A 25,347-nucleotide genomic window follows, 5' to 3' on the forward strand; every position below is an offset into this window, starting at 1 on the left:
TATTACCCTTTAAGGGTAATTTTAAGGACGAGGAACACCGTTCCATGGAAAAGAACACACCCCATTACGCCTTGGTGGCGATACAGGCGGATGTCAGGCGGCTTAAAGGGAGAGCTTTCACCAGCACTGCGAAGAACACTGCTCGGACGCTCGGTTTAAACGTCTCGGATATGCAGCAGGTCATCCATGGGCTTGAACGAAAACAGTTCTATAAATCGATGACCACTTATGACGATCATCGAGTCTGGCATGACGTCTACCATGCCAATTCACACGGTCTGCAGATTTACCTGAAAGTGACGTACCGTCCCAGCGTAGGCCCACCGGTAATTTTCCTTCAAGGAGAAAAACTCATGAAACACCAGCAATGCTTCAGCTGTGGTGCCCCGGAGGGCATGTTGCATTTCGAAGGTCGCGGCGAAACCATCAGCGTCAAGGGACTGGAACGCCGGATCGATGACTTGTCTGGCTGGGAATGTCAGATGTGCGGCGAAGTCGAGCTCGATTCAAGCTGCTCGGATCGCTATGACCAGGCCGGTGATGAGCTGGTCAATGCGGCCAGGCGAATGATCGGGGAAGAGATCAAACGTGTCCGGCGCAAACTGAATCTCTCTCAAAAAGAAGCGGTAGCGCTGCTATCGGGCGGTGGGCACAATGCGTTTTCCCGCTACGAGCGCGGTGAGGTATTGCCACCAAAAGCGTTGATGCTGCTGATGCGCCTGCTTGATCGTTACCCGCATTTGCTTGCAGATGCACAAGCCCTGGCTGACGGCGCGGACTTGAGAGCATTCAAGACTACGGTGCACAAAGAGCACGAAACCCTCACGGCGTCCTGAGCAACCAAAGCAGCAAAAAAAAACAAACCCGGACAAATCCGGGTTTATTTTCATTACCTAAGGCTAAGATCAATGCAGGATCTGGCTCAGGAACAGCTTGGTGCGGTCGTTCTGCGGGTTGTCGAAGAAGTCGTTCGGCGCGGCCTGTTCGACGATTTCACCCTTGTCCATGAAGATCACGCGGTTGGCCACGGTGCGGGCGAAGCCCATCTCGTGGGTCACGCAGAGCATGGTCATGCCGTCTTCGGCCAGGCCGATCATGGTGTCCAGCACCTCTTTCACCATCTCTGGGTCGAGCGCCGAGGTCGGTTCGTCGAACAGCATGATTTTCGGCTTCATGCACAGGGCACGGGCAATGGCCACACGCTGTTGCTGACCGCCCGAGAGCTGGCCCGGATACTTGTGCGCCTGCTCTGGAATGCGTACGCGCTCCAGGTAATGCATGGCGATTTCTTCGGCCTTGCGCTTGGGCATCTTGCGCACCCACATCGGCGCCAGGGTGCAGTTCTGCAGGATGGTCAGGTGCGGGAACAGATTGAAATGCTGGAACACCATGCCGACTTCACGGCGGATCGCTTCGATCTGCTTGAGGTCGTTGGTCAGTTCCACGCCATCGACCACGATGCGACCCTGCTGGTGCTCTTCCAGGCGGTTGAGGCAGCGGATAGTCGTGGACTTGCCGGAACCCGACGGGCCGCACAGCACGATACGCTCGCCCTGCTTGACGTTCAGGTTGATGTCTTTCAACACGTGGAACTGGCCGTACCACTTGTTCACGCCCTGCATCTGAATAATGCCTTCAGGGCTCACAGGCTGTTTGATCGCTTCACTCATGAGTCAACTCCTAACGCTTGTGGCCAGTGTCCAGCTTGCGTTCCAAATGCATGGAATAGCGGGACATACCAAAACAGAAAATCCAGAACACCAGGGCGGCAAACACATAGCCTTCAGTGGCCATGCCCAGCCATTTCGGGTCGGCGGCAGCTTGTTTCACGCTGTTGAGCAGGTCGAACAGGCCGATGATGATCACCAGGCTCGTGTCCTTGAACAGTGCAATGAAGGTGTTGACGATCCCTGGGATCACCATCTTCAGTGCCTGTGGAAGGATCACCAGGCCCATGCTGCGCCAGTAACCCAGGCCCATCGCCGCGGCCGCTTCGTACTGCCCCTTCGGAATGGCTTGCAGGCCGCCGCGCACCACTTCGGCCACATAGGCCGACTGGAACAGGATCACCCCGATCAATGCCCGCAGCAGCTTGTCGAAGTTCATGCCTTCGGGCAGGAACAGCGGCAGCATCACCGACGACATGAACAGCACCGTGATCAACGGCACACCGCGCCAGAACTCGATGAAGGTCACGCAGACCACACGGATCGCCGGCATGTTCGAGCGCCGGCCCAGGGCCAGGACGATGCCCAGCGGCAGAGCACCGACGATACCGACGGTGGCGATCACCAACGTCAGCATCAGGCCGCCCCATTGGCTGGTCGCCACGGTATCCAGACCGAAAACGCCACCGTGCAGCAGGCACCAGGCAATGATCGGGTACAGCACCAGGAAGCTGAGGCCGTAGATCGCCTTGCGCGGGAAGCGCGAGATGAACAGCGGCGCCACGCCAAGCACTGCCGCCCACACGGTCAGGTCTACGCGCCAGCGCAAGCCCGTCGGGTAATAGCCGTACATGAACTGGCCGAAACGCTGTTGGATGAACACCCAGCAGGCGCCCTCCTTGGTGCAGTCGGCCTGGGTGGTGCCGACCCAGTTGGCATCGAGGATAGCCCAACCGAGGATCGGTGGAACTATCAGGTAGATCAGGTAGAACGCGAACAACGTCAGCAGCGTGTTGAGCCAGCTGGAGAACATGTTCGCGCGCATCCATGCCACCGGCCCGAACACTTTGCTCGGTGGCGGCATATCAGGTTTGAAAGTATGGGATGTCATGCGCTTTTCCTCACCGCTCGATCAGCGCAATGCGCTTGTTGTACCAGTTCATCAGCAAGGAAATGCTGATACTGATCGCCAGGTACACACTCATGGTGATCGCGATCACCTCGATGGCCTGACCGGTCTGGTTCAACACCGTGCCAGCAAACAGCGAAACCATTTCCGGGTAACCGATACCGGCAGCCAGGGAAGAGTTTTTCGCCAGGTTCAGGTATTGGCTGGTCAGCGGCGGGATGATCACGCGCAGGGCTTGCGGGATGATCACCTTGCGCAGGGTCGGACCGTTGCGCAGGCCCAGCGAGTGGGCCGCCTCGGTCTGGCCATGGCTCACGGACTTGATGCCCGAGCGCACGATCTCGGCGATGAACGCCGCGGTGTACACGGTCAAGGCCAGGGTCAAGGCGAGCAGCTCAGGGATCAATACCCAGCCACCGACGAAGTTGAAGCCCTTGAGTTCCGGCATTTCCCAATGCACAGGCGCACCGAAGATCACGGCGCACAGTGCCGGGATCACCAGGAACAGCGCCAGGCCCACCCAGAATTTGTGAAACGGCTCGCCGGTCGCTTCGAAACGCTTGTTGGCCCAGCGGGTCATCAGCACGATGGCGACAATCGCCAGCACGACACTGGCCACGAACGGCCAGAACCCATCCGCCATCAGCGCCGCTGGCATGTTGAGGCCGCGGCTGCTGACGAAGAAGGTGTCACCGAAATTGTGGGCAGCCCGTGGCCCCGGCATCGTCAGGAATACGGCGAAGTACCAGAACAGGATTTGCAACAGCGGTGGAATGTTACGGAAAACCTCCACATAGACGGTCGCCAGCTTGGAGATGATCCAGTTCTTCGACAAGCGTGCGACGCCGATGATGAACCCCAGGATGGTCGCCAGAATCACGCCAATGAAGGTCACCAGGAGGGTGTTGAGCAAACCGATGACAAAGACGCGGGCATAGCTGTCCGCTTCGGTGTAGTCGATCAGGTGTTGGGCGATGCCGAACCCGGCACTGCGCTCCAGAAAGCCGAAACCGGACGTGATGCCCCGGTGTTCCAGGTTGGTCTGCGTGTTATCGAACAGAAACCAGCCCAGCGAAATAACCGCCACGATGGTGACGATCTGAAATACCCACGCACGCACTCGTGGATCGCTGAGGCTGAGCCTCTGCTTAGGTGCGCCGATTGAATTTTGCATGAAGTGCCCCGCAAAGAATGGAACAGAACATCACCCGGTGGTTGGCCCACCGGGTGATAGAACCATCAGCGCACTGGTGGTGCGTATTGGATGCCGCCTGCGTTCCACAGAGCGTTCAGACCGCGATCGATCTGCAGCGGGGTGTCCTTGCCGAGGTTGCGCTCGAACATTTCACCGTAGTTGCCGACTTGCTTGACGATCTGCACGACCCAGTCTTTCGGCAGCTTCAGGTCTTTACCGTATTCACCGTCAGCGCCCAGCATACGAGCGACGTCCGGGTTTTTGGTGGACTTGGCTTCAGCTTCGACGTTCTTCGAAGTCACGCCTGCTTCTTCGGCATTGAGCATGGCGAAGCCAGTCCAACGCACGATGGCCAGCCACTCGTCGTCGCCGTTACGCACGACCGGGCCCAGTGGCTCCTTGGAGATGGTTTCCGGCAGGACCACGTAGTCCTTCGGCGAAGCCAGCTTGCTGCGCTGGGCGAACAGTTGGGACTTGTCGGAGGTCAGCACGTCGCAACGACCGGATTCCAGCGACTTGGCGCTTTCATCGGAGGTGTCGAAAGTGATCGGGGTGTACTTCAGGCCGTTGGCGCGGAAGTAGTCGGACACGTTCAGCTCGGTGGTGGTACCGGCCTGGATGCAGATGGTCGCACCGTCCAGTTCCTTGGCGCTCTTGACGCCCAGTTTGCTGTTGGCCAGGAAACCGATGCCGTCATAGTAGGTAATGAAGCCAGGAAACTTCAGGCCCATGCCCGCATCACGGGAGCTGGTCATGGTGGAGTTGCGCGACAGCACGTCGATTTCGCCGGATTGCAGCGCGGTGAAGCGCTCCTTGGCGTTCAACTGGCTGAACTTGACCTTGGTCGCATCGCCAAACACCGCAGCGGCCACGGCACGGCAGAAGTCAGCGTCGATACCAACGATCTTGCCGGTGGAATCAGGTACCGAGAAACCCGGCAAGCCGTCACTTACACCACATTGCACAAAACCTTTCTTCTGCACGGCATCCAGGGTTGCACCCGCCTGAGCGAACCCGCTGACGCCGAGGACTGCTGCTGCAGTCACGACTGCCAGGGTGGATTTCAGTAACTTCATTCAAACCTCCAGTTTTGCTCTTGTTGTGTCGGAGCTCGAGTCCTATCGCACCCTTTTGGGGCATTGCCGACCCTTGTTGGCTTTTTTTAGGGTCAACCGACGTCTGGACTTTCGCTATGGGTCTACTAATGAGGATGTCCGTAAACAGTGGTCATGCCCATCTCTCACCAATCGGCCGAACGGGCTGTAGCCCTTCACGTTCGCGAAGCCCGTAGCGGCTATTGGCGAACATTCATCACCGGATTTCTGATATCCCATGCGGCGCGTCTAACTGATAGTGTTACCGCGCAGCGTAAGAATCATCACTCAGCTACCCCATAGCAAAGCCCGTACCAGACCGCTGCGCTTAGGCCATGTAAAACACGTCAAGACAAAAACTTTCAACTTTGCGACATCTAATTAACTGAGACACCGGAAGCGCACTGTAATCACGCACTGATTGGGCGCACCCGCACAGATTTGGAGCACAACCATGACCGACCCCTTGATTCTCGAGCCCAGCGGCACTGTTGACGCGTGCGTTATCTGGCTCCACGGCCTGGGCGCCGATCGTTTTGATTTCCTGCCGGTCGCCGAAATGTTGCAGCAAAGCCTGCTCACCACACGTTTCGTTCTACCCCAGGCCCCGACCTTGCCAGTAACGATCAACGGCGGCTATGCCATGCCCAGTTGGTACGACATCCGTGCCTTGAGCCCGGCCCGGGCCATCGACGAACAGCAACTCGAAGCCTCGGCGCAACGGGTCATTGACCTGATCGAAACCCAGCGAGCCAGCGGAATAGACGCCTCGCGGATTTTCCTCGCCGGTTTTTCCCAAGGGGGCGCGGTGGTCTATCACACCGCCTTCGTGAAATGGCAGGGCCCGCTGGGCGGCGTGGTCGCACTGTCTACTTATGCACCGACCTTCAGCGAAGAACTGCAATTATCGGCCAGCCAGCAGCGCATTCCGGTCCTGGCGCTGCATGGTCAATACGACGAAGTGGTACTCAACCCCATGGGGCGGACTGCTAAAGAGTATTTAAAGCAGCATGGTGTCACCGTGACATGGCAGGAATACCCAATGGGCCACGAAGTGTTACCCGAGGAGATTCGCGACATCGGCACCTGGCTGGCCGAGCGGTTGCGCTAAGCGGCCAATCGCCACGCCGGTCCTGTGACGATCCCACTACGCCGCGCCCGTTTCTTGCATTACACTGGCCGGCGTACATTCCTTAACCAATCGATGAGATGACCGTGCTCAAAGCACTCAAGAAGATGTTCGGTAAAAGCGAGGCCGAGCAACTCGCGCCTGGCCCCACAGCGCCGACCCACGGCCCGAGCCATACCGATGCGCAACAACCGCGCCGGGCGGCACCTGTTGCACAGGCAACAAAAGAACCCGTCGTCCAGCCTGTCACGGCCCCCGAGCCCGAGAAACCTCGCAACGAAGCCCCCAGGCCGCGCCGCGAACGCGCACCGAAACCACCGGTCGTCGCCTGGAAACTCGAGGACTTCGCCGTAGAACCCCAGGAAGGCAAGACCCGCTTCCACGACTTCAAGCTCGCCCCTGAATTGATGCATGCCATCCAGGACCTGGGTTTCCCTTATTGCACGCCGATCCAGGCGCAGGTGCTCGGTTACACCCTCGCCGGCAAAGACGCCATCGGTCGCGCCCAGACCGGCACCGGCAAGACCGCCGCGTTCCTGATCTCCATCATCACCCAATTGCTCCAGACCCCGCCGCCCAAGGAACGCTACATGGGCGAACCGCGGGCGCTGATCATCGCGCCGACCCGCGAGCTGGTGGTGCAGATCGCCAAGGACGCCGCCGACCTGACCAAGTACACCGGGCTGAACGTGATGACGTTCGTCGGCGGCATGGATTTCGACAAGCAACTCAAGCACCTCGAAGCCCGCCACTGCGACATCCTGGTGGCCACCCCGGGCCGCCTGCTGGACTTCAACCAGCGCGGCGACGTGCACCTGGACATGGTCGAAGTGATGGTACTGGACGAAGCCGACCGCATGCTCGACATGGGTTTCATCCCACAAGTGCGCCAGATCATTCGCCAGACCCCACCGAAAAGCGAACGCCAGACCCTGCTGTTCTCCGCCACCTTCACCGAAGACGTGATGAACCTGGCCAAGCAGTGGACGACCGACCCGGCCATCGTCGAGATCGAAGCCGAGAACGTCGCCAGCGAAAACGTCGAGCAACATATCTACGCCGTCGCCGGTGCCGACAAATACAAGCTGCTCTACAACCTGGTCAACGACAACGGTTGGGAACGGGTGATGGTATTCGCCAACCGCAAGGACGAAGTGCGGCGTATCGAAGAACGCCTGGTGCGTGATGGCGTCAACGCCGCCCAACTCTCCGGCGACGTGCCCCAGCACAAGCGCATCAAGACCCTCGAAGGCTTCCGCGAAGGCAAGATCCGCGTACTGGTTGCCACCGACGTGGCCGGTCGTGGTATCCACATCGACGGTATCAGTCATGTGATCAATTTCACCCTGCCGGAAGTACCGGACGATTACGTGCACCGTATCGGCCGCACCGGTCGTGCCGGGGCCGCTGGGGTTTCGATCAGCTTCGCCGGTGAAGATGATTCTTACCAGTTGCCGTCGATCGAGGCGTTGCTGGGGCGCAAGATCAGTTGTGAGATGCCACCGACGCATTTGTTGCGGCCGGTTGAGCGCAAGCGCCCTTAGCATCGAGACGGACGCAGAGCGTCCAATGAGGCATTCCCCACGCAGAGCGTGGGAACGATCAGCGCAGCCACGACAGGCTGCGCTTTTTTTTTGCCCCGGGATATTGCTCGAATAAACTAAAAGTCCATAATGGACAAATTAGTTTAAAAGCCCATCCCGGAGTCCCTATGTCCAGCACGCCTTATGTCATGACCCAAGCGACAGCCCGAGAACTGCTCGGACAGGTCGATGTGCCACACATCTTGCGCAAGCTGTTTCGTGATCTCGCGGCCGGGCAAGCAGTACAGCCGCCCCAGCAATTGGTGGTGTTTCCCCAGGGTGCCGGGGACTTCATCAATTACCTGGGCGTGCTGGCAGAAGAGCAGGTCTACGGGGTCAAGACCTCGCCCTATATCGTGCGCGATCAAGGCCCGTTGGTTACCGCCTGGACCTTGCTGATGTCGATGCAGACCGGCCAACCGCTGCTGCTGTGCGACGCCGCCGAACTGACCACCGCCCGCACCGCCGCGACCACTGCCGTCGCCGTCGATGCCCTCGCCCCGCATACCGCCCGGCGCTTGGTGGTCATTGGCAGCGGCGCGGTGGCGCGGGCGCATGTGCACTACGTCAAGGACCTGCGGGACTGGCAAGGCATCAGCCTGTTTTCGCCCGGCCTGAAAACCAAGTCGGCGCAGGAACTTGCCTCGCTCACCGGCCTGGACCCGCGCCTGCAAATCGCCGACACCCTCGAAGCGGCGCTGCACGATGCCGATGTGGTGATGCTCTGCACCTCGTCCGCCAAAGCGGTGTTCGACCCGCGGGCTCTGGGCAAACCGGCGCTGATTACATCGATCAGCACCAACGCCCCACGCGCCCACGAAATACCGCCCCAGCGCCTCAGCGACATGGACGTATTCTGCGACTATCGTCAGACCACCCCGGGTTCGGCCGGTGAAATGTTGATCGCCAGCGAACAGCACGGTTGGCAAGCGTCGAGCATCATCGGTGACTTGCCTGAATTGCTCAGCGAACACGTGGAGCGTCCTGACTACCACCGCCACGTATTCTTCCGCTCCATCGGCCTGGGGCTGGAGGATGTTGCGTTGGCGAACGCCCTTTATCGACTTCACAGCTGACACGCCCCATTTCCCTTGTGGGAGCGAGCTTGCTCGCGATGGCGGCCTGACAGTCGACATCCAGGTTGAATGTACTGGCCTCATCGCGAGCAAGCTCGCTCCCACAGGATTTTCTCCAGACTCCCGGCACCGCGTTCGACAGGAGCGTTTCATGACACAAGCAGACTTCATCATCATCGGCGGCGGCATTGCCGGTGCTTCCACCGGTTACTGGCTGGCACCCCACGGCCGGGTCGTTGTACTCGAACGCGAATCGCACCCGGCCTACCATTCCACCGGACGCTCGGCGGCGCTGTATACCGCGGCCTACGGCACCCCTCAGGTGCGGGCGCTGACCCAGGCCAGCCGGGATTTTTTCGACGTACCACCGGCCGGTTTCTGCGAGCACCCGCTGCTGAGCCCACGGGGCGAAATGACCGTGGACTTCACCGGTGACCCCGCCGAGTTGAACAACCAATACCTGAGCGCCAAGGCCACGGTGCCGCAGATGCAACTGCTCAGCGCCGACGAAGCTTGCGTGAGGCTGCCGATCCTGCGGCGGGAAAAGGTCCACGGGGCGATCTATGACCCCACGGCCTGCGACATCGATACGGATGCCCTGCACCAAGGCTACCTGCGTGGCATCCGTCGCAGCGGCGGCAGTGTGCACACCGACAGCGAAGTGTTGGGCCTGAGCCGCGATGACCAAGGGCTTTGGCAGGTGAAAACCGCCAGCCAGACCTTCACCGCCCCCATCGTGATCAATGCCGCCGGCGCCTGGGCCGATCAACTGGCCGAAATGGCCGGCGCCCGCAAACTGGGCCTGCAGCCCAAGCGCCGTGCGGCGTTCATCTTCGCCGGCCCCGAGGGCGTGGACATCCACGACTGGCCGATGCTGGTGAGCCTGGACGAATCCTTCTATATGAAGCCCGACGCCGGCATGTTCCTCGGCTCGCCGGCCAACGCCGACCCGGTGGATCCCCACGACGTGCAGCCGGAAGAGCTGGACATCGCCATGGGCATCTACCAGATCGAAGAGGCCACCACATTGACCATTCGCCGTCCGACCCGCACCTGGGCCGGTTTGCGCAGTTTCGTCCACGACGGTGATCTGCTGTCCGGTTTCGATCCGCAGGTGCCCGGGCTGTTCTGGGTCGCGGCACAGGGCGGCTACGGCATCCAGACCTCCCCGGCCATGGGCCAGGCCAGCGCAGCGCTGGTGCGTGGCGAACCGCTGCCCGAAGCCCTGGCGCGTTTCGGCCTGAGCAGCGCCATGCTCTCTCCCGAGCGCTTGGGATGAACCCTCTCAGGTGACGCATCGCCACGATTGCGGCACACTCCCCCCGCGCCCCTGTTCCACGGGGCGCTGACGCTGCCTGGAGCCCTGTCATGACCGCTTCGCCCTCCGATACGGCGCTGGAAAACTTCCGCACCATCGCCGACGCCATCGCCACGCTGTTCTACCCCCACGCCGAAGTGGTGCTGCACGACCTGCGCACCCAGAAGGTCGACTACATCGCCAATAACCTGTCCAAGCGCGAAATCGGTGATGACTCGTCCCTGGAAGACATGCTCAGTGAGGACGTCAGCGAACGTAACATCGGGCCGTACGAAAAACTGAACTGGGACGGACAGAAGATTCGCAGCCTCAGCAGCGTCCTGCGCGATGCCCAGGGTCGTCCGTTGGCGGTGCTGTGCATCAACCTGAATATTTCGCTGTTCGAGAATGCCAAGGCCGCGCTGGATCTGTTCCTGTCGCCGGGCAAGCTGATCCCCCAGCCGGATTCATTGTTTCGCGATGACTGGCAGGAGCGGATCAACACTTTCCTGCACGCCTGGATGCGCGAACGCCAGTTGAGCCTGAACCTGTTGACCCGCGACCATAAACGCGAGCTGGTATTGGCGCTGCATGCCGAAGGCGCGTTCAAGGGCAAGAGCGCGTCCAACTATGTGGCCAATGTGCTGAACATGGGGCGGGCGACGGTGTACAAGCATTTGAAGGAGTTGAAGGAGTTGAAGGAGTTGAAGGGCTGAGGTTTGTGTTGCCTGGCCTGACGCCATCGCGAGCAGGCTCGCTCCCACATTGGAACTCTGTACCCAGGTCCCTGTGGGAGCGAGCTTGCTCGCGATGACGGTCAATCAGTCACCAAAGATATCCGACTTGAAATACTTGGCCTGGATCTTCTGATACTCCCCATTCGCCCGAATCCCATCAATGGCCTTGTTCAAGTCCGCCACCAACTGGGTATTGCCTTTACGCACCGCAATACCAGCGCCCTCACCCACGTATTTCGGGTCCTTGAGCTCCGGCCCGACGAACGCGTAGCCCTTGCCACGAGGCATCGACAGGAAGTCTTCCAGGGGGATGGTGTCGGCGAAAATCGCGTCCAGGCGACCGGACGCCAGGTCCATGTAGATTTCTTCGTTGTTACTGTAGCGCTTGACCGTCACACCGTTCGGCTCGAAGACTTCCGTGGCGAAACGATCCGTGGTTGTAGCCCGCTGCACGCCGACGGTCTTGCCCTTGAGGCTGGCGTACTGGTCATCGACCACCGCTCCTTCCTTCATGACCAGGCGCGATGAGGTGAAGTAGTACTTGTGGGTGAAATCCACCGACTTCTTGCGTTCTTCGGTGATGGTCATGGACGACAGCGCCAGGTCGATCTTCTTCACCTTGAGCGACGGGATCAGCCCGTCGAACTCACCCTCGATCCACTCGCACTTGACCTGCATCTGGGTGCACAAGGCGTTGCCAATGTCGTAGTCGAACCCCTCGATTTTCCCTTCCGAGGTCTTGGAAGCAAACGGCGGATAAGCCGCCTCGATGCCGATGCGCAGGGTTTTCTCAGCGGCGAACAGGCCACTGGAGGCCAACAGGCTCAAGGCCAGGCCGGTGATAAGGGGGAGTTTGCTCATGATGTTCTCTCGCGGGTTGTTGTTGGTTTGGCAGAGAAAGGTGGCACGGCTATTTTGTACTTATAAATCCATACTGGACTTTAATGTACATGTCGTCAATTGGGGAAACAGGGAATGTGATGGGAGGCTGATGGCCTCATCGCGAGCAAGCTCGCTCCCACAGGGATCTGTGTAGGACACAAACATTATGTACAACGAAGATCCACTGTGGGAGCGAGCTCGCTCGCGATGACGGACTAACAATCAATGAGAGCCTGTAGGGGAGTTACTGCTTCCAGCGATCCGCCGCCGCATGATCACTGTCCCGCCCTTCCACCCAGCGCGGCCCGTCGACGGTGTTTTCCTTCTTCCAGAACGGCGCGCGGGTCTTGAGGTAGTCCATGACAAAGGCGCAGGCGTCGAACGCCGCCTGGCGATGGGCACTGGCGGCCCCGACGAAGACAATCGGCTCGCCCGGCTCCAGCGCCCCGATGCGGTGCAACACCTCCAGCTTGAGCAACGGCCAGCGCTGCTCGGCCTCGGTGGCGATCTTGCCCAGGGCTTTTTCGGTCATGCCCGGGTAATGCTCCAGGAACATCCCCGACACATCGAGGCCATCATTGAAGTCGCGCACGTAGCCGACAAAGCTCACCACCGCCCCCACGCCGACATTGGCCGCATGCATCGCGTTGACTTCGACACCCGGATCGAACGGTTCGACCTGCACACGAATGGCCATGGCTCAGCCTCCGGTCACGGTGGGGAAGAACGCGACTTCGTCACCGTCCGCCAGTGGTTCGTCGAGCTGGCACAGATCTTCGTTGCGCGCGCACATCAGGTTTTGCTCCTTCAGTACCTCGGCATCGTCCTGTTGGGCGAGCAGCGCGCGCACATCGTCGACCGTGGCGAAATCGCCTTGCACCTTGAGCGAATCCACGCCTAGCGCTTCACGGTAGCGAGCAAAGAACTTCACGGTGATGTTCATGACGCTTCCGCCTGGAAATGGCCGCTCTTGCCGCCGAGTTTTTCCAGCACCCGCACGCCTTCGATGGTCATGCCCCGGTCGACGGCCTTGCACATGTCATAGATGGTCAGCGCAGCGACGCTGGCGGCGGTGAGCGCTTCCATTTCCACGCCGGTCTGCCCCGACAGTTTGCAGCGGGCGACGATGCGCACCCGGTCCTCGCCTTCGGCATTGAGCTCGACCTTGACGCTGGTGAGCATCAACGGGTGGCAGAGCGGAATCAGGTCACTGGTTTTCTTGGCCGCCTGGATGCCGGCAATGCGCGCAACGGCGAATACATCGCCCTTGGGATGACCGCCGCTGACGATCATCTGCAGCGTGTCGGGCAGCATGCGCACAAAAGCTTCGGCCGTGGCCTCACGGAAGGTCACGGCCTTGTCGGTCACGTCAACCATATTGGCGCGACCTTGGGAATCGAGATGAGTCAGCACAGGGTTACTCCTGATCAGGAACGTCGATTGTAAACCCGTGGGTCAGATTCCGGCAGGGCTGATTGTCGCACCTGCTTTTATCCTGGATTCGCAAGTCACTGCGAAACCCTTGTGGGAGCGAGCTTGCTCGCGATGACAGGGGGTCAGGTACTTATTTTTATCTGATCCACCGCTATCGCGAGCAAGCTCGCTCCCACAGGAGGTTTCGTATCGCCATAAAAAAAACCGGGCGACCTGGTGGTCGCCCGGCTTGGCTGGGGTTACAGATGGGATTCGGCGTATTCGGCCAGGATCGAGCGCGGTACGCCCTGCAGGGTGATGTGGACCCCGTTGGGGAAGTCCTTGAAGCGTTCGGTCAGGTAGGTCAGCCCGGAGCTGGTCGCGGACAGGTAAGGGGTGTCGATCTGCGCCAGATTACCCAGGCACACCACTTTGGAACCGGCACCGGCACGGGTGATGATGGTTTTCATCTGGTGCGGCGTCAGGTTCTGGCATTCGTCGATCAGGATCAGGCTCTGCTGGAAGCTGCGCCCGCGAATGTAGTTGAGGGATTTGAACTGCAACGGCACCTTGCTGAGGATGTAGTCGACGCTGCCATGGGTGCTTTCGTCATCCATGTGCAAGGCTTCGAGGTTATCGGTGATCGCCCCCAGCCACGGCTCCATTTTCTCCGCTTCGGTACCGGGCAGGAAACCGATCTCCTGGTCCAGGCCCTGCACGCTGCGGGTGGCGATGATGCGCCGGTAGCGTTTGCTGACCATGGTCTGTTCGATAGCAGCGGCCAGGGCCAGGATGGTCTTGCCGGAACCGGCGGCGCCGGACAGGTTGACCAGGTGGATATCCGGATCGAGCAAGGCGAACAGCGCCAGGCTCTGGTAGATGTCACGAGGCTTGAGGCCCCACGCCTCTTGATGCAACAGCGGTTCCTGGTGCAAATCGAGGATCAGCAATTTGTCGACCTGGATTTCCTTGATCCAGCCGACGAAGCCTTGTTCATCGATAATGAATTCGTTGATGTGCACCGCCGGCAGGTTGTCGATCAGTTGCACCTGGTGCCAGGTGCGGCCATGGTCCTGGCGGGTCTCGACCTTGCTCACACGGTCCCAGAAGGAGCCGGTCATGGTGTGGTAGCCATTGGGCAATAGCGAAACGTCGTCGACCAGTTGGTCGGTGCTGTAGTCCTCCGCCGCGATCCCGCAGGCACGGGCCTTGAGGCGCATGTTGATGTCTTTGGTCACCAACACCACGGCCTGGTCCTTGTTGCGCGCGTGCAGGTCGATCAACTGGTTGATGATGATGTTGTCGTTCAGGTGTTCAGGCAGCACCAGGTTGGGTTCGGTGCGCTTGCTCATCAGGATCGAGAGCAGGCCCTTGGGGCCACTTTTGCCGCGCTGGATCGGCACGCCGAGTTCGACATCTTCCGGGGAGGCATCGCCCAGGGTCTTGTCGATCAGGCGGATCGCCTGCCGGCATTCGGCCGCAACGCTGTGGTGCCCGCTCTTGAGCTTGTCCAGCTCTTCAAGCACGGTCATCGGGAGGGCAACGTGGTGTTCTTCGAAGTTCAGGAGCGCGTTTGGATCGTGGATCAATACGTTGGTATCGAGTACATAGAGGATTGGCTGGTTGGAGGAAGGGCTACGTCCGTGGTCATCCATACTCGGTCACCTATGTGGGGGCCATTCGACGCAATACCGTGACAGTGCTGCGCCTCGAGGTAGCCACCGAATTCACCCGCGAGGATTCAGGTGAACTGCACACAATTGGGTCTTGGAAGACGCCACCTGTGTTGCAGGTTTCGGCGGTCTGACTTCTTGATACTCCAAAACACATGACAGGAAAAAGCACTTTGACGTTTTTTTGAAGTTTATTTTTCAGAGTGACGAATAACCCTTGGCGTACCACCGTTGCGCCGTTAAAGTCGGAAGTCCGGTTGCCACGAATGTGTCCCGGTTTTTCCTCCCTCCCCAATGTTTCCGGGCTTTTTCCGGTTTCAGCGAAACGCTTCCTGGCAGTCCGCCCAACCGATCCCGCTCTGCGCCGTCTGCGCCATGAGCCAGGGCATTGCCGTTTTCACCCCATCCTGCTTGGCGTTAAAATTGATCACCCCATGACGCCACAACAGCATCAGGGTCAGCACACGCTGGGCGCTTTGCTCAGGCTTGAGCCGATTGCCGCTGTCCTGGGGATCGATGTCCCACAGCGCCACTTGCAGGCCTTGCTGCCGGAAAAACCCTTCGGCATCGCCTCGACGCTGGCCTTGGGGCGGGCGGAACAGCGGCACGTAATTCTCGGGCAGCTTGCCTTTGACCAGCTCGACACTGCGCCGGACCGAGTCTTGCCAGTCCTGCCAATGGCTGTGGGAACGAAACTCCCAGCCCTGCACACCCACGCACTGCCCCGCATACAACATTTGGAGGCTGTTGGCCGAGCGTTCCTCCAGCCGCGCCTGGATGTCCTTGCCCAGCACGAAGAAAGTGCCGTTCATGTTCGCCTTGCGCAGGTAATCGGTCAGCCACGGGGTGTTGTCCGGCACCACGTTGGCGGCGCTGTCGAAGGTCAGCAGGAACAGCCGGTCGTTCATGTTTTCGCCGTTGCGCTCGTAATCGCCGAAACGCGCGATTTCACTGCTGGTTTGCGGAAAAAGTGCGGCTTTACGCAGCAGTTCATCGCGATATTGGGTATGGAAAATCTGGCTCGGTGCGGCCCATTTGATGTAGTAGGAGTTGTCATCCAGATGGAACCTGCGAGCCTCTTCGCGCAGGGTGGCCATGTCCTCGACCAAGTAACAGAAAGAAGCATCCTGATCGCAACTGCGCTGGGCAAAGTTGTAATTGGCCAGCAGCCGCTGCCACAGCCGTGCGCGAAGCGCGTCGACCGCGGCCATGTTGACCGTGCGCAACCCCAAGTACTGCTTGAGCGCGATTTCATCCATGGCATCGATATCCAGCAGGCCCCGGGCGAACATCAGGATCTCGGCCCGCGAGGCCACGTCGAACAGCGTCGGGCTGGTCAGTTGTTCCGGCCAGGTGCTGCGGTCGAGGGTGGCGATGTCGTTGGGCGCGGCACTGGCACCCAGGCTCAACAACCAGGCCGATAACAGAAGGGCGATGCGCAAAAGGGATGTCTCCATAACGAAACCCGCGCGGCATGATAGCTGATCCTGACGTGTCCCCCTTGCGCAAACTTGGCGGACAAGCCCTTGTGGCGAGGGAGCTTGCTCCCGCTGGGCCGGTCCGACGCTTCGGGCGAAGCGGCCCCAGAATTTTTGCGGTCGCTGCGCAACCGAGCGGGAGCAAGCTCCCTCGCCACAAAAGCGCCTGCCCAGGAGAGCAACCATCCAAACACGCCCATCCATCACCTATCACCCCAATAGCTGGAGTCCACCCGGACAACCCCCTAGAATCGCCGCACCTTCAAGGAGACGATTGCATGCTGATGGTGATTTCCCCCGCCAAGACCCTCGATTACGAAACACCGCCGGCCACCGCGCGTTTCACTCAGCCGCAGTACCTGGATCACTCCCAGGAACTGATCCAACAGCTGCGCGAATTCTCGCCGGCACAGATCAGCGAGCTGATGCACGTCTCCGACAAGATCGGCGGCCTCAATGCCGCGCGATTCGGCAGCTGGACACCGGCGTTCACCCCGGCCAACGCCAAGCAGGCGCTGCTGGCTTTCAAGGGGGACGTGTACACCGGCCTCGATGCGCAAAGCCTTGGCGAAGCCGATTTCGACTATGCCCAACAACACTTGCGCATGCTCTCCGGCCTCTATGGCCTGTTGCGGCCACTGGACCTGATGCAACCCTATCGCCTGGAAATGGGCACGAAGCTGGCCAACACCCGGGGCAAGGACCTGTATGCCTTCTGGGGCACGCGCATCAGCGAATGGCTGAACGAAGCCTTGGCCGACCAGGGCGACGACATACTGCTGAACCTGGCTTCCAATGAGTATTTCTCGGCGGTGAAGCGCAGCGCACTGAAAGCGCGCGTCATCGATACCGAATTCCGCGACCTGAAAAACGGCCAGTACAAAATCATCAGTTTCTACGCCAAGAAAGCCCGGGGCCTGATGAGTCGTTTCGTGATTGAGGAACGGATCAACGACCCTGCGGCACTCAGCCAATTCGATGTACAAGGCTATCGTTTCAACCCAGAGCAATCGAGCCAGAACAAATTGGTCTTCCTGCGCGATCACGCCCCCGAATAAGGCATCACCTTATATCGCTCTCTGATCGGGGGCTTCGATCAAGCCCCGATCTGTCATCTTAGTTCCCCACCTGTTTCGCCAGTTTCATGGCGTCAATAAATCGCCCCACTCCCCCGCTAACTTTTCTTTCACTCGACACTCGTCAGTTTTTTGCGTAGTGGCACCGATTTTTTTCATCGGTAGTGGCACAAAAATATCTCAGCTCATTAACTCCCCATTTATAAAGGCCAAAACGGCAAGTGCCATCATCTTGAGAGCAGTGCCATCTTCGATAATATTTCGAAAAATTTCGAAAATCGCGATGAGCGGATCGGAACTATGTGAAATTGCACGGCTCATACCACCCGTAACGATTCTTCGCAGATCTGTAGGAGATAACTTACACAGGACGTCGAACGGATTAACCAAGTTGTCACGACAACTTAGCGAAACGGTCGTCTAATTGGATCCACCCTTAAAGGATGGGAGATAACGCACCATTACTATCCCCTACAAGGCCAAGGCTGCGCCCCTATAACGTGCTCACCCGAGCACACAAGCTTCTGATTTTGTGGGCTTTTCGCCAGGGATTGGAAGTGAAGGACCTTTGCACGAGCGTTCCCGACAACGAGGACTGGCTGCATAACAGGGCAGGTCATAACAACTAGGCCGCTTTGCGCACAACTTGAGTGCAATTATTTAGACACTCGGAACTTAGTATGCCTGCACACGGCACTGTGGCGCCTGCATTCCACACTTCCGAGTGCACGATGACCGCTGAACACTATTAACTCCGGCCATTTAATGGCGTGAAAAACAGAGGTAAATGCGATGCGCATTAGCATATTTGGTTTGGGTTACGTCGGTGCAGTATGTGCCGGTTGCCTGTCTGCACGGGGCCATGATGTAGTTGGCGTAGATGTCGCCAAAGACAAAATCGACATGATCAACGCGGGCAAATCGCCAATCGTTGAACCTGGTCTTGGCGAGCTATTGGCGCAAGGCATTCAAACAGGCCGACTGCGCGGTACAACCAACTTCGCCGAAGCCATTCGTGATACTGACTTGTCGATGATTTGTGTCGGTACACCCAGCAAAAAGAACGGTGACCTGGAACTGAACTACATCGAGGCCGTGTGCCGCGAGATCGGTTTTGTTCTGCGTGACAAGACCACCCGCCACACCATCGTAGTGCGCAGCACCGTATTGCCGGGCACGGTGGCAAACGTTGTCATCCCGATCCTGGAAGACTGCTCCGGCAAGAAAGCCGGCGTCGATTTCGGTGTCGCGGTCAACCCTGAGTTCCTGCGCGAAAGCACCGCGATCAAGGACTACGACCAGCCGCCAATGACCGTGATCGGTGAGTTCGACACCGCTTCCGGTGACGTTCTGCAGTCGCTGTACGAAGAGCTCGACGCGCCGATCATCCGCAAGGACATCGCCGTTGCCGAGATGATCAAGTACACCTGCAACGTGTGGCACGCCACCAAGGTGACCTTCGCCAACGAGATCGGCAACATCGCCAAGGCCGTCGGCGTCGATGGTCGTGAAGTGATGGACGTGGTCTGCCAGGACAAGACCCTGAACCTGTCCCAGTACTACATGCGCCCAGGCTTCGCCTTCGGCGGCTCCTGCCTGCCCAAGGACGTTCGTGCCCTGACCTACCGCGCCGGCGCCCTGGACGTGGAAGCACCGCTGCTCAACTCGTTGATGCGCAGTAACGAATCCCAAGTGCAGAACGCCTTCGACATCGTCTCCAGCCACGACAAGCGCAAAGTCGCGCTGCTGGGCCTGAGCTTCAAGGCCGGCACCGACGACCTGCGTGAAAGCCCGTTGGTAGAACTGGCGGAAATGCTGATCGGCAAGGGCTTCGACCTGAAGATCTACGACAGCAACGTCGAATACGCCCGCGTCCACGGTGCGAACAAGGACTACATCGAGTCGAAGATTCCTCACGTCTCGTCCTTGCTCAACGCCGACTTCGACTCGGTGATCGACAGCTCCGACATCATCATCCTGGGCAACCGCGACGAGAAGTTCCGCGCGCTGACCGAAAACGTACCGGAAGGCAAGCAGGTCATCGACCTGGTCGGCTTCATGTCCAAGGCCACCAACCCGAGTGGCCGGACCGAAGGCATCTGCTGGTAAGTCTGTTTGCCGGCCGGGGCATGCCCTGGCCGGCCTTTCGCCTGCCTTAACCCATCGGGCCGCCCACAAGGCCCGCCCGAGATAGAGACGGATGCAGATTATGCACAGGCTAAAGCACGGCCTGCTTCAGGCCGCCGGTTGGCTGTTTTACATGAGTTTATTGATGGGCATCGCCATGGCGCTGCCCACGTCCACGTTCGACTCCGAATCCAAGGATTTCATCTTCCTGATCGGCGCCGTGGGCATCTGGCGTTACTCCATGGGAGCGACGCATTTCGTGCGCGGCATGATCTTCCTGTACATCGTCTACCCGCACCTGCGCCGCAAGGTCCGCAAGCTGGGCAAGGCGGCGGATCCGTCCCACGTGTACCTGATGGTCACCAGCTTCCGGATCGACGCGCTGACCACGGCCCAGGTCTATAGCTCGGTCATCCGCGAGGCCATCGACTGCGGGCTGCCCACCACCGTGGTCTGCTCCATCGTGGAAATGTCCGACGAACTGCTGGTCAAGAGCCTCTGGGCCCGCATGAACCCGCCAGCGCGGGTCAAGCTGGACTTCGTGCGCATTCCCGGCACCGGCAAGCGCGACGGCCTGGCCTTCGGCTTCCGCGCCATCTCCCGTCACTTGCCGGACGACCGCGCCGTGGTGGCGGTGATCGACGGCGACACCGTGCTCGCCGAAGGCGTCGTGCGCAAGACCGTGCCGTGGTTCCAGCTGTTCGGCAATGTCGGCGGCTTGACCACCAACGAGTTCTGCGAAGTGCGCGGCGGCTACATCATGAGCGAGTGGCACAAGCTGCGCTTCGCCCAGCGGCACATCAACATGTGCTCCATGGCGTTGTCCAAGCGCGTGCTGACCATGACCGGGCGCATGTCGGTATTCCGCGCCACCGTGGTCACCAACCCGGACTTCATCGCCGATGTGGAAAGCGACTCGCTGCAACACTGGCGCCTGGGCCGCTTCAAGTTCCTGACCGGCGATGATAAGTCGAGCTGGTTCAGCCTGATGCGCCTGGGCTACGACACCTTCTACGTGCCCGATGCGGCGATCAACACCGTCGAGCATCCGCCGGAGAAGAGCTTCATCAAGGCCAGCCGCAAGCTGATGTTCCGCTGGTACGGCAACAACCTGCGGCAGAACTCCCGGGCTTTGGGCCTGGGCATGCGGCGTCTGGGCCTGTTCACCTCGGTGGTGCTGTTCGACCAGCGGGTGTCGATGTGGACCTCGCTGCTGGGGCTGACCGTGGCCCTGATCGCCAGCTTCAAGTACGGCACCGCGTTCATCCTGGTGTACCTGCTGTGGATCGGCATCACCCGGTTCCTGCTGACCCTGCTGCTGTCGTGCTCCGGACACAAGATCGGCCCTGCCTACCCGGCGATTCTCTATTACAACCAGATCGTCGGTGCCCTGGTGAAGATCTACGTGTTCTTCCGCCTCGACCAGCAGTCCTGGACTCGCCAGCCCACCCACCTGACCCGTGATCTCGCCAGCTTTCAACGTTGGTTCAACACTTGGTCGTCTCGGACCATGACCTTCTCCGCCGGCAGCATTTTTGTCGCCGTGCTGCTGACGATGGTCTGACCGGACTTGAATGAATTAACTAGGAAATCGCCCCTATGAACACCGCCGTGAATGTCAACGTAGTGCATGAATCCGAAGCCCAGCGCCAACACGCCCGGGTCAAAATCCCGGCCAAGCTGCGCTTCTTCGGTCCCGACCGCACGCCCATGGAAGTCAAGGTCCTGGACCTGTCCGCCGGCGGGCTGTGCTTCAACGCCGGCCAGCTGCCGCTCAAGATTGGCGAGACCTACAAGGCTCGCCTGCAATTCGTCATCGACAACCTCGGCCTGGCCATGGACGTGGAATTGCAGATCCGCTCCTACGACCGCGAGACCGGCCGTACCGGTTGCCAGTTCCAGAACCTGGAGCCGCGGGACATCTCGACACTGCGTCACATCATCACCTCGCACCTGGCCGGCGACATCGTCGGTGTCGGCGACGTGCTGGCGACCCTGCAGCGCGACAACTTCACCAAGGCTCGCAAGCAGAAAGACGACAACGGCGGCATGAGCGCCTTCGGTCGCCTGCGCGCCGTGACCTTCAGCCTCGGGATCTTCATCGTTGGCCTGGCGGCGTTCGGGTTCATCTTCAAGTCGGTGTATGGCATGTACTTCGTCAGCCACGCCCAGGCAGGCCTGGTGAATGTACCGGGCATGGCGATCACCATGCCGCGCGACGGCACCGTGCAGAGCCTGGTCAAGGCCGACGGCGCGGCCGCCAAGGGCGCCCCACTGGCGACCTTCAGCACCAGCATGCTCGATGTGCTCAAGGGTCACCTGGACGACAACCAATTGCAGCCGTCCAAAGTCGAAGAGCTGTTCGGCAAGCAAATGACCGGCACCCTGACGTCGCCGTGCGACTGCATCGTGGCCCAACAACTGGTCGCCAACGGTCAGTACGCCAGCAAGGGCGACGTGATCTTCCAACTGGTCCCACGGGGCACTGAAGCCAACGTCGAAGCGCGTTTCTCCTATCGCCAGTTCGGCGACGTGCGCCCAGGCACGCCAGTCAGCTTCCAGGTCGCCGGCGAAGACACCACCCGTACCGGCAAGATCGTCAGCAGCACCAGCCTGAAAAGTGCCGACCTGTCCTCCGATATCCGAGTGCTCATCCAGCCTGACGAACCCCTGGACAGCGCCCTGGCCGGCCGTCCGGTAGAAGTCACCAGCGACCGTGGCCCGAACCTGAACTGGCTGATCGACAAAGCCATGGCCGTCGGTCTTTAAGTCGAGGATATGCCCGTGATCACTCCACAAAACAACAATGCACCGCGTTCCCTGTGGGAGCGAGCTTGCTCGCGATGGGAACGACGCGGACTGTCTGGTACTCCGAGCGGCCTGCATCGCGAGCAAGCTCGCTCCCACACAGGCTATGCGTTGTGTGCCTTGGCACTGGCCGTCAGCCTGGCCGGTTGCGCCGGCCTGCCCGATCAACGCCTGGCCAACGAAGCCCTCAAGCGCGGCGACACGGCGTTGGCGCAGCAGAACTACCAGCAACTGGCCGACCTGGGCTACAGCGAAGCCCAAGTAGGCCTGGCCGATATCCAGGTGGACAGCCGCGACCCCGAGCAGATGAAAAAAGCCGAGGCGACTTACCGCGCCGCGGCCGACATCTCGCCGCGGGCCCAGGCGCGCCTGGGTCGCCTGCTGGTGGCCAAGCCTGGTTCCACCGAAGCGGAAAAACACGAAGCCGAAGGCCTGTTGAAAAAAGCCTTCGCCAACGGCGAAGGCAACACCTTGATTCCGCTGGCGATGCTGTACCTGCAATATCCCCACAGCTTCCCGAACGTCAACGCCCAGCAGCAGATCAGCCAATGGCGCAGCGCCGGTTATCCGGAAGCGGGCCTGGCGCAGATCCTGCTCTACCGCACCCAAGGCACCTACGACCAGCACTTGGATGAAGTCGAGAAGGTCTGCAAGGCCGCGCTGGCGACCACGGACATCTGCTACGTCGAACTGGCCACGGTCTATCAGAAACGCGGCCAGCCGGAACAGCAGGCCGCGCTGCTCAAGCAGATGCAGGATGGCCACGCCCGTGGCGTCGTCTCCGCCCAGCGCGTGGACAGCGTCGCCCGCGTCCTGGCCGATGCCAGCCTGGGCAAGACCGATGAAAAGACCGCCCAATCGCTGCTCGAAGGCATCGCCCCTGGCTACCCCGCTGCCTGGGTCAGCCTGGCGCAACTGCTCTACGACTTCCCGGAACTGGGTGACGTCGACAAGATGATGCAGTACCTGGAAAACGGCCGCGCCGCCGACCAGTCGCGCGCCGATCTGTTGCTGGGCAAGCTGTACTACGAAGGCAAGTGGGTCCCGGCCGATGCCAAGGTCGCCGAGGCGCATTTCCAGAAAGCCGTGGGCCGCGAAGTGGCCGCCGACTATTACCTCGGCCAGATTTATCGCCGCGGTTACCTGGGCCAGGTGTACTCGCAAAAAGCCCTGGACCACCTGCTCAAGGCCGCCCGCAACGGCCAGAACAGCGCCGACTACGCCATTGCCCAGCTGTTCTCCCAGGGCAAGGGCACCAAGCCCAACCCGGTCAACGCTTACGTGTTCAGCCAGTTGGCCAAGGCGCAGAACACCCCGCAAGCCACCGAGCTTGCCCAAACCCTCGAAGCACAATTACCGCCGGAACAACTTGCACAAGCGCAACGCCTGCTACAACAAGAGCAGGCCATTCGCGGCGCAATGAGCCCCGATACGCTTGAACTGCAAGCCCTAAAAGAAGATGACGGCGAGGAACCTCTATGAAGCTTTTGAAGCTCAATCCTTTTGTACAGGCTGGTATTGGCCTGTCGTTTGCCCTGTTGTGGTCCAGCCCGACCCTGGCGGCCCTGACTGACACCAAGAACTTCGGCCTGGAAGTGAAGATCACCGGCCAGTCCGAAGACGACCGTGACCTCGGCACCCAGAGCGGTGGCGACGTCAACGGTGTCGGCCTGGACTTGCGTCCGTGGGTCTACGGCGAAAGCGAAAGCGGCGCCTGGAGCGCCTACGCCATGGCCCAGGCCGTGACATCCAGCGACATCATCGAGACCGACACCCTGCAGCAGTCCGATGGCAGCACCCAGCAAACCGACAGCGGTGATCGCGAAGCCAAGAAAAGCTACCTGGCCATGCGCGAGTTCTGGATCGGCTACCGTGGCCTGACCCCTTACCCGGGCGAGCAGTTGAAGTTCGGTCGCCAGCGCCTGCGCAACGACGACGGCCAATGGCGCGACACCAACATCGAAGCCCTGAACTGGACCTTCGACACCACCTTGCTGCGGGCCAACCTCGGCGTGGCCGAACGGTTCAGCGAGTACCGCACCGACCTCAAGGAACTGTCCCCCAAGGACAAGGACCGCATGCACGTCTACGGCGACGTGGGCTACCAGTGGATGCCAGGCCAGTGGGCCGGAATCCGTGCCCACCACTCCCATGACAGCGGCAGCCTCGATTACCCGACCCCGGGCGAAGCCACCGACACCCTGGACAAGACCGAGAACGGTGACTTGACCTGGCTGGGCCTGGAAGCCAACAGCGACGCCTACAACTGGCGCAACACCAACACCGTCAACTACTGGGCGAGCCTCACCGGCATGACCGGCGACCGCGACACCGTCAACCCGCTCAATGCCGACGGCACGCGCCCAACAGAAGCCAAGCACAGCGATGACGTCGACGGCTGGGCCACCGACCTGGGTATACGTCTGCGTCTGGACCCGCAATGGCAAGTCGGTGCGGCCTATGCCCGCGCCAGCGAGGACTACGAGCAGAACGGCCTGCAAAGCAACCGCTCGAACTTCACCGGCACCCGCTCGCGCGTGCACCGTTTCGGCGAAGCGTTCCGCGGCGAAATGGCCAACACCCAGAGCGCCAGCCTGTTCGGTTCCTGGCAACTGCGTGACGAATACGACGCAAGCCTGGTGTACCACAAGTTCTGGCGCGTGGACGGCAACAAGCCGGTGGGCAGCAACGGCATCAACGCCGTGGAAAACAACACCGACGACGTGACCGGCGCGATCCTGTCCACCTCGACCCTGCCGCTGCGTGATGGCGACAAGGACCTGGGCCAGGAAGTCGACCTCGTCGTCACCAAGTACTTCAAGCAAGGCCTGCTGCCGGCCGCGCTGAGTCAGTCCATAGATGAGCCGTCGGCGCTGGTGCGCTTTCGTGGCGGCGTGTTCAAGCCAGGCGACGCCTACGGCAAAGAGGTCGATTCGTACATGCATCGCGCCTTTGTCGACGTGATCTGGCGCTTCTGATGCGA

Annotated in this window: 22 protein-coding genes and 1 pseudogene; 13 read left to right on the plus strand and 10 right to left on the minus strand. The window is 60.2% G+C overall.

Annotated features, from left to right (window positions below; translation table 11 throughout):
- The first annotated feature begins 44 nt into the window (after positions 1 to 44).
- Both J3P85_RS23760 and J3P85_RS23765 read left to right on the plus strand, forming a co-directional pair.
- Positions 45 to 357, plus strand: a pseudogene (locus tag J3P85_RS23760) (type II toxin-antitoxin system MqsR family toxin).
- Entirely contained in the window at positions 354 to 836 is a 483-nt protein-coding gene (locus tag J3P85_RS23765; RefSeq protein ID WP_434703751.1) for a type II toxin-antitoxin system MqsA family antitoxin, read from the plus strand. Before J3P85_RS23760 ends, J3P85_RS23765 begins: the two are co-directional and overlap by 4 nt.
- Positions 837 to 905: 69 nt before the next feature.
- On the opposite strand, the gene J3P85_RS23770 is transcribed toward J3P85_RS23765, so the two are convergent.
- From J3P85_RS23770 to J3P85_RS23785, 4 genes are all read right to left on the minus strand, one after another.
- Complete coding sequence (locus J3P85_RS23770; RefSeq protein ID WP_003178331.1) at positions 906 to 1,670, minus strand: amino acid ABC transporter ATP-binding protein; 765 nt, start codon at positions 1,668 to 1,670, stop codon at positions 906 to 908.
- 10 nt (positions 1,671 to 1,680) lie between these two features.
- Complete coding sequence (locus J3P85_RS23775) at positions 1,681 to 2,778, minus strand: amino acid ABC transporter permease (protein ID WP_186705160.1); 1,098 nt, start codon at positions 2,776 to 2,778, stop codon at positions 1,681 to 1,683.
- 10 nt (positions 2,779 to 2,788) lie between these two features.
- Positions 2,789 to 3,970, minus strand: a complete 1,182-nt coding sequence (locus tag J3P85_RS23780) for an amino acid ABC transporter permease (protein WP_434574443.1) — start codon at positions 3,968 to 3,970, stop codon at positions 2,789 to 2,791.
- 65 nt (positions 3,971 to 4,035) lie between these two features.
- Entirely contained in the window at positions 4,036 to 5,067 is a 1,032-nt protein-coding gene (locus J3P85_RS23785) for an amino acid ABC transporter substrate-binding protein (RefSeq protein ID WP_186610954.1), read from the minus strand.
- 472 nt (positions 5,068 to 5,539) lie between these two features.
- Here J3P85_RS23785 and J3P85_RS23790 point away from each other — a divergent pair, with 472 nt between their 5' ends.
- The 5 genes from J3P85_RS23790 (at position 5,540) to J3P85_RS23810 (ending at position 10,886) form a co-directional block, all read left to right on the plus strand.
- Positions 5,540 to 6,196 carry an alpha/beta hydrolase gene (locus J3P85_RS23790; RefSeq protein WP_434703753.1) on the plus strand — a complete coding sequence of 219 codons (657 nt, stop codon included), beginning with the start codon at positions 5,540 to 5,542 and terminating at the stop codon, positions 6,194 to 6,196.
- Between the two features lie 98 nt (positions 6,197 to 6,294).
- Positions 6,295 to 7,758 carry an ATP-dependent RNA helicase RhlB gene (rhlB, locus tag J3P85_RS23795; protein ID WP_186705156.1) on the plus strand — a complete coding sequence of 488 codons (1,464 nt, stop codon included), beginning with the start codon at positions 6,295 to 6,297 and terminating at the stop codon, positions 7,756 to 7,758.
- Positions 7,759 to 7,925: 167 nt separating this feature from the next.
- Positions 7,926 to 8,873 carry an ornithine cyclodeaminase family protein gene (locus tag J3P85_RS23800; protein WP_434703755.1) on the plus strand — a complete coding sequence of 316 codons (948 nt, stop codon included), beginning with the start codon at positions 7,926 to 7,928 and terminating at the stop codon, positions 8,871 to 8,873.
- Between the two features lie 151 nt (positions 8,874 to 9,024).
- Positions 9,025 to 10,152 (plus strand): NAD(P)/FAD-dependent oxidoreductase, encoded by a 1,128-nt coding sequence (locus tag J3P85_RS23805; protein ID WP_434703756.1) that lies wholly within the window; start codon positions 9,025 to 9,027, stop codon positions 10,150 to 10,152.
- Positions 10,153 to 10,241: 89 nt separating this feature from the next.
- A complete protein-coding gene (locus tag J3P85_RS23810) occupies positions 10,242 to 10,886 on the plus strand; it encodes a helix-turn-helix transcriptional regulator (protein ID WP_434703758.1) in 645 nt (214 codons plus the stop codon).
- Between the two features lie 105 nt (positions 10,887 to 10,991).
- Here the strand turns inward: J3P85_RS23810 and J3P85_RS23815 are convergent, their stop codons facing one another.
- From J3P85_RS23815 to J3P85_RS23840, 6 genes are all read right to left on the minus strand, one after another.
- Positions 10,992 to 11,768: an ABC transporter substrate-binding protein gene (locus J3P85_RS23815; protein WP_434703760.1), complete on the minus strand. Its 777-nt coding sequence runs from the start codon at positions 11,766 to 11,768 to the stop codon at positions 10,992 to 10,994.
- A 265-nt stretch (positions 11,769 to 12,033) separates the two neighbouring features.
- The gene (moaE, locus tag J3P85_RS23820; protein ID WP_053124900.1) at positions 12,034 to 12,486 is read right to left on the minus strand and encodes a molybdopterin synthase catalytic subunit MoaE; all 453 of its coding nucleotides are present in this window, start codon (positions 12,484 to 12,486) and stop codon (positions 12,034 to 12,036) included.
- Between the two features lie 3 nt (positions 12,487 to 12,489).
- Entirely contained in the window at positions 12,490 to 12,732 is a 243-nt protein-coding gene (gene moaD / locus J3P85_RS23825; RefSeq protein WP_434703761.1) for a molybdopterin converting factor subunit 1, read from the minus strand.
- Positions 12,729 to 13,202 (minus strand): cyclic pyranopterin monophosphate synthase MoaC, encoded by a 474-nt coding sequence (gene moaC / locus J3P85_RS23830; RefSeq protein ID WP_434703762.1) that lies wholly within the window; start codon positions 13,200 to 13,202, stop codon positions 12,729 to 12,731. Before moaC ends, moaD begins: the two co-directional genes overlap by 4 nt.
- A gap of 260 nt (positions 13,203 to 13,462) precedes the next feature.
- Entirely contained in the window at positions 13,463 to 14,857 is a 1,395-nt protein-coding gene (locus tag J3P85_RS23835) for a PhoH family protein (protein ID WP_030139644.1), read from the minus strand.
- A gap of 335 nt (positions 14,858 to 15,192) precedes the next feature.
- Positions 15,193 to 16,317 carry a polysaccharide deacetylase family protein gene (locus J3P85_RS23840; protein ID WP_434706419.1) on the minus strand — a complete coding sequence of 375 codons (1,125 nt, stop codon included), beginning with the start codon at positions 16,315 to 16,317 and terminating at the stop codon, positions 15,193 to 15,195.
- Between the two features lie 314 nt (positions 16,318 to 16,631).
- Between J3P85_RS23840 and yaaA the strand changes: the two genes are divergently transcribed.
- From yaaA to J3P85_RS23870, 6 genes are all read left to right on the plus strand, one after another.
- A complete protein-coding gene (gene yaaA, locus J3P85_RS23845; protein ID WP_434703763.1) occupies positions 16,632 to 17,411 on the plus strand; it encodes a peroxide stress protein YaaA in 780 nt (259 codons plus the stop codon).
- Positions 17,412 to 18,221: 810 nt separating this feature from the next.
- Positions 18,222 to 19,538: a nucleotide sugar dehydrogenase gene (locus J3P85_RS23850; protein ID WP_053124910.1), complete on the plus strand. Its 1,317-nt coding sequence runs from the start codon at positions 18,222 to 18,224 to the stop codon at positions 19,536 to 19,538.
- A gap of 100 nt (positions 19,539 to 19,638) precedes the next feature.
- On the plus strand, positions 19,639 to 21,120 hold the full coding sequence (gene alg8, locus J3P85_RS23855) for a mannuronan synthase (protein WP_411385554.1): 1,482 nt from the start codon (positions 19,639 to 19,641) through the stop codon (positions 21,118 to 21,120).
- Between the two features lie 35 nt (positions 21,121 to 21,155).
- Positions 21,156 to 22,325, plus strand: a complete 1,170-nt coding sequence (locus J3P85_RS23860; protein ID WP_434703764.1) for an HlyD family efflux transporter periplasmic adaptor subunit — start codon at positions 21,156 to 21,158, stop codon at positions 22,323 to 22,325.
- A 9-nt stretch (positions 22,326 to 22,334) separates the two neighbouring features.
- A complete protein-coding gene (algK, locus tag J3P85_RS23865) occupies positions 22,335 to 23,846 on the plus strand; it encodes an alginate biosynthesis TPR repeat lipoprotein AlgK (protein WP_434703765.1) in 1,512 nt (503 codons plus the stop codon).
- Between the two features lie 5 nt (positions 23,847 to 23,851).
- A complete protein-coding gene (locus tag J3P85_RS23870) occupies positions 23,852 to 25,342 on the plus strand; it encodes an alginate export family protein (protein WP_186705201.1) in 1,491 nt (496 codons plus the stop codon).
- Positions 25,343 to 25,347 lie beyond the last annotated feature (5 nt).

The sequence above is a fragment of the Pseudomonas sp. Z1-12 genome (assembly GCF_051132015.1).
In the GTDB taxonomy this organism is placed as follows: domain Bacteria; phylum Pseudomonadota; class Gammaproteobacteria; order Pseudomonadales; family Pseudomonadaceae; genus Aquipseudomonas; species Aquipseudomonas zanjanensis.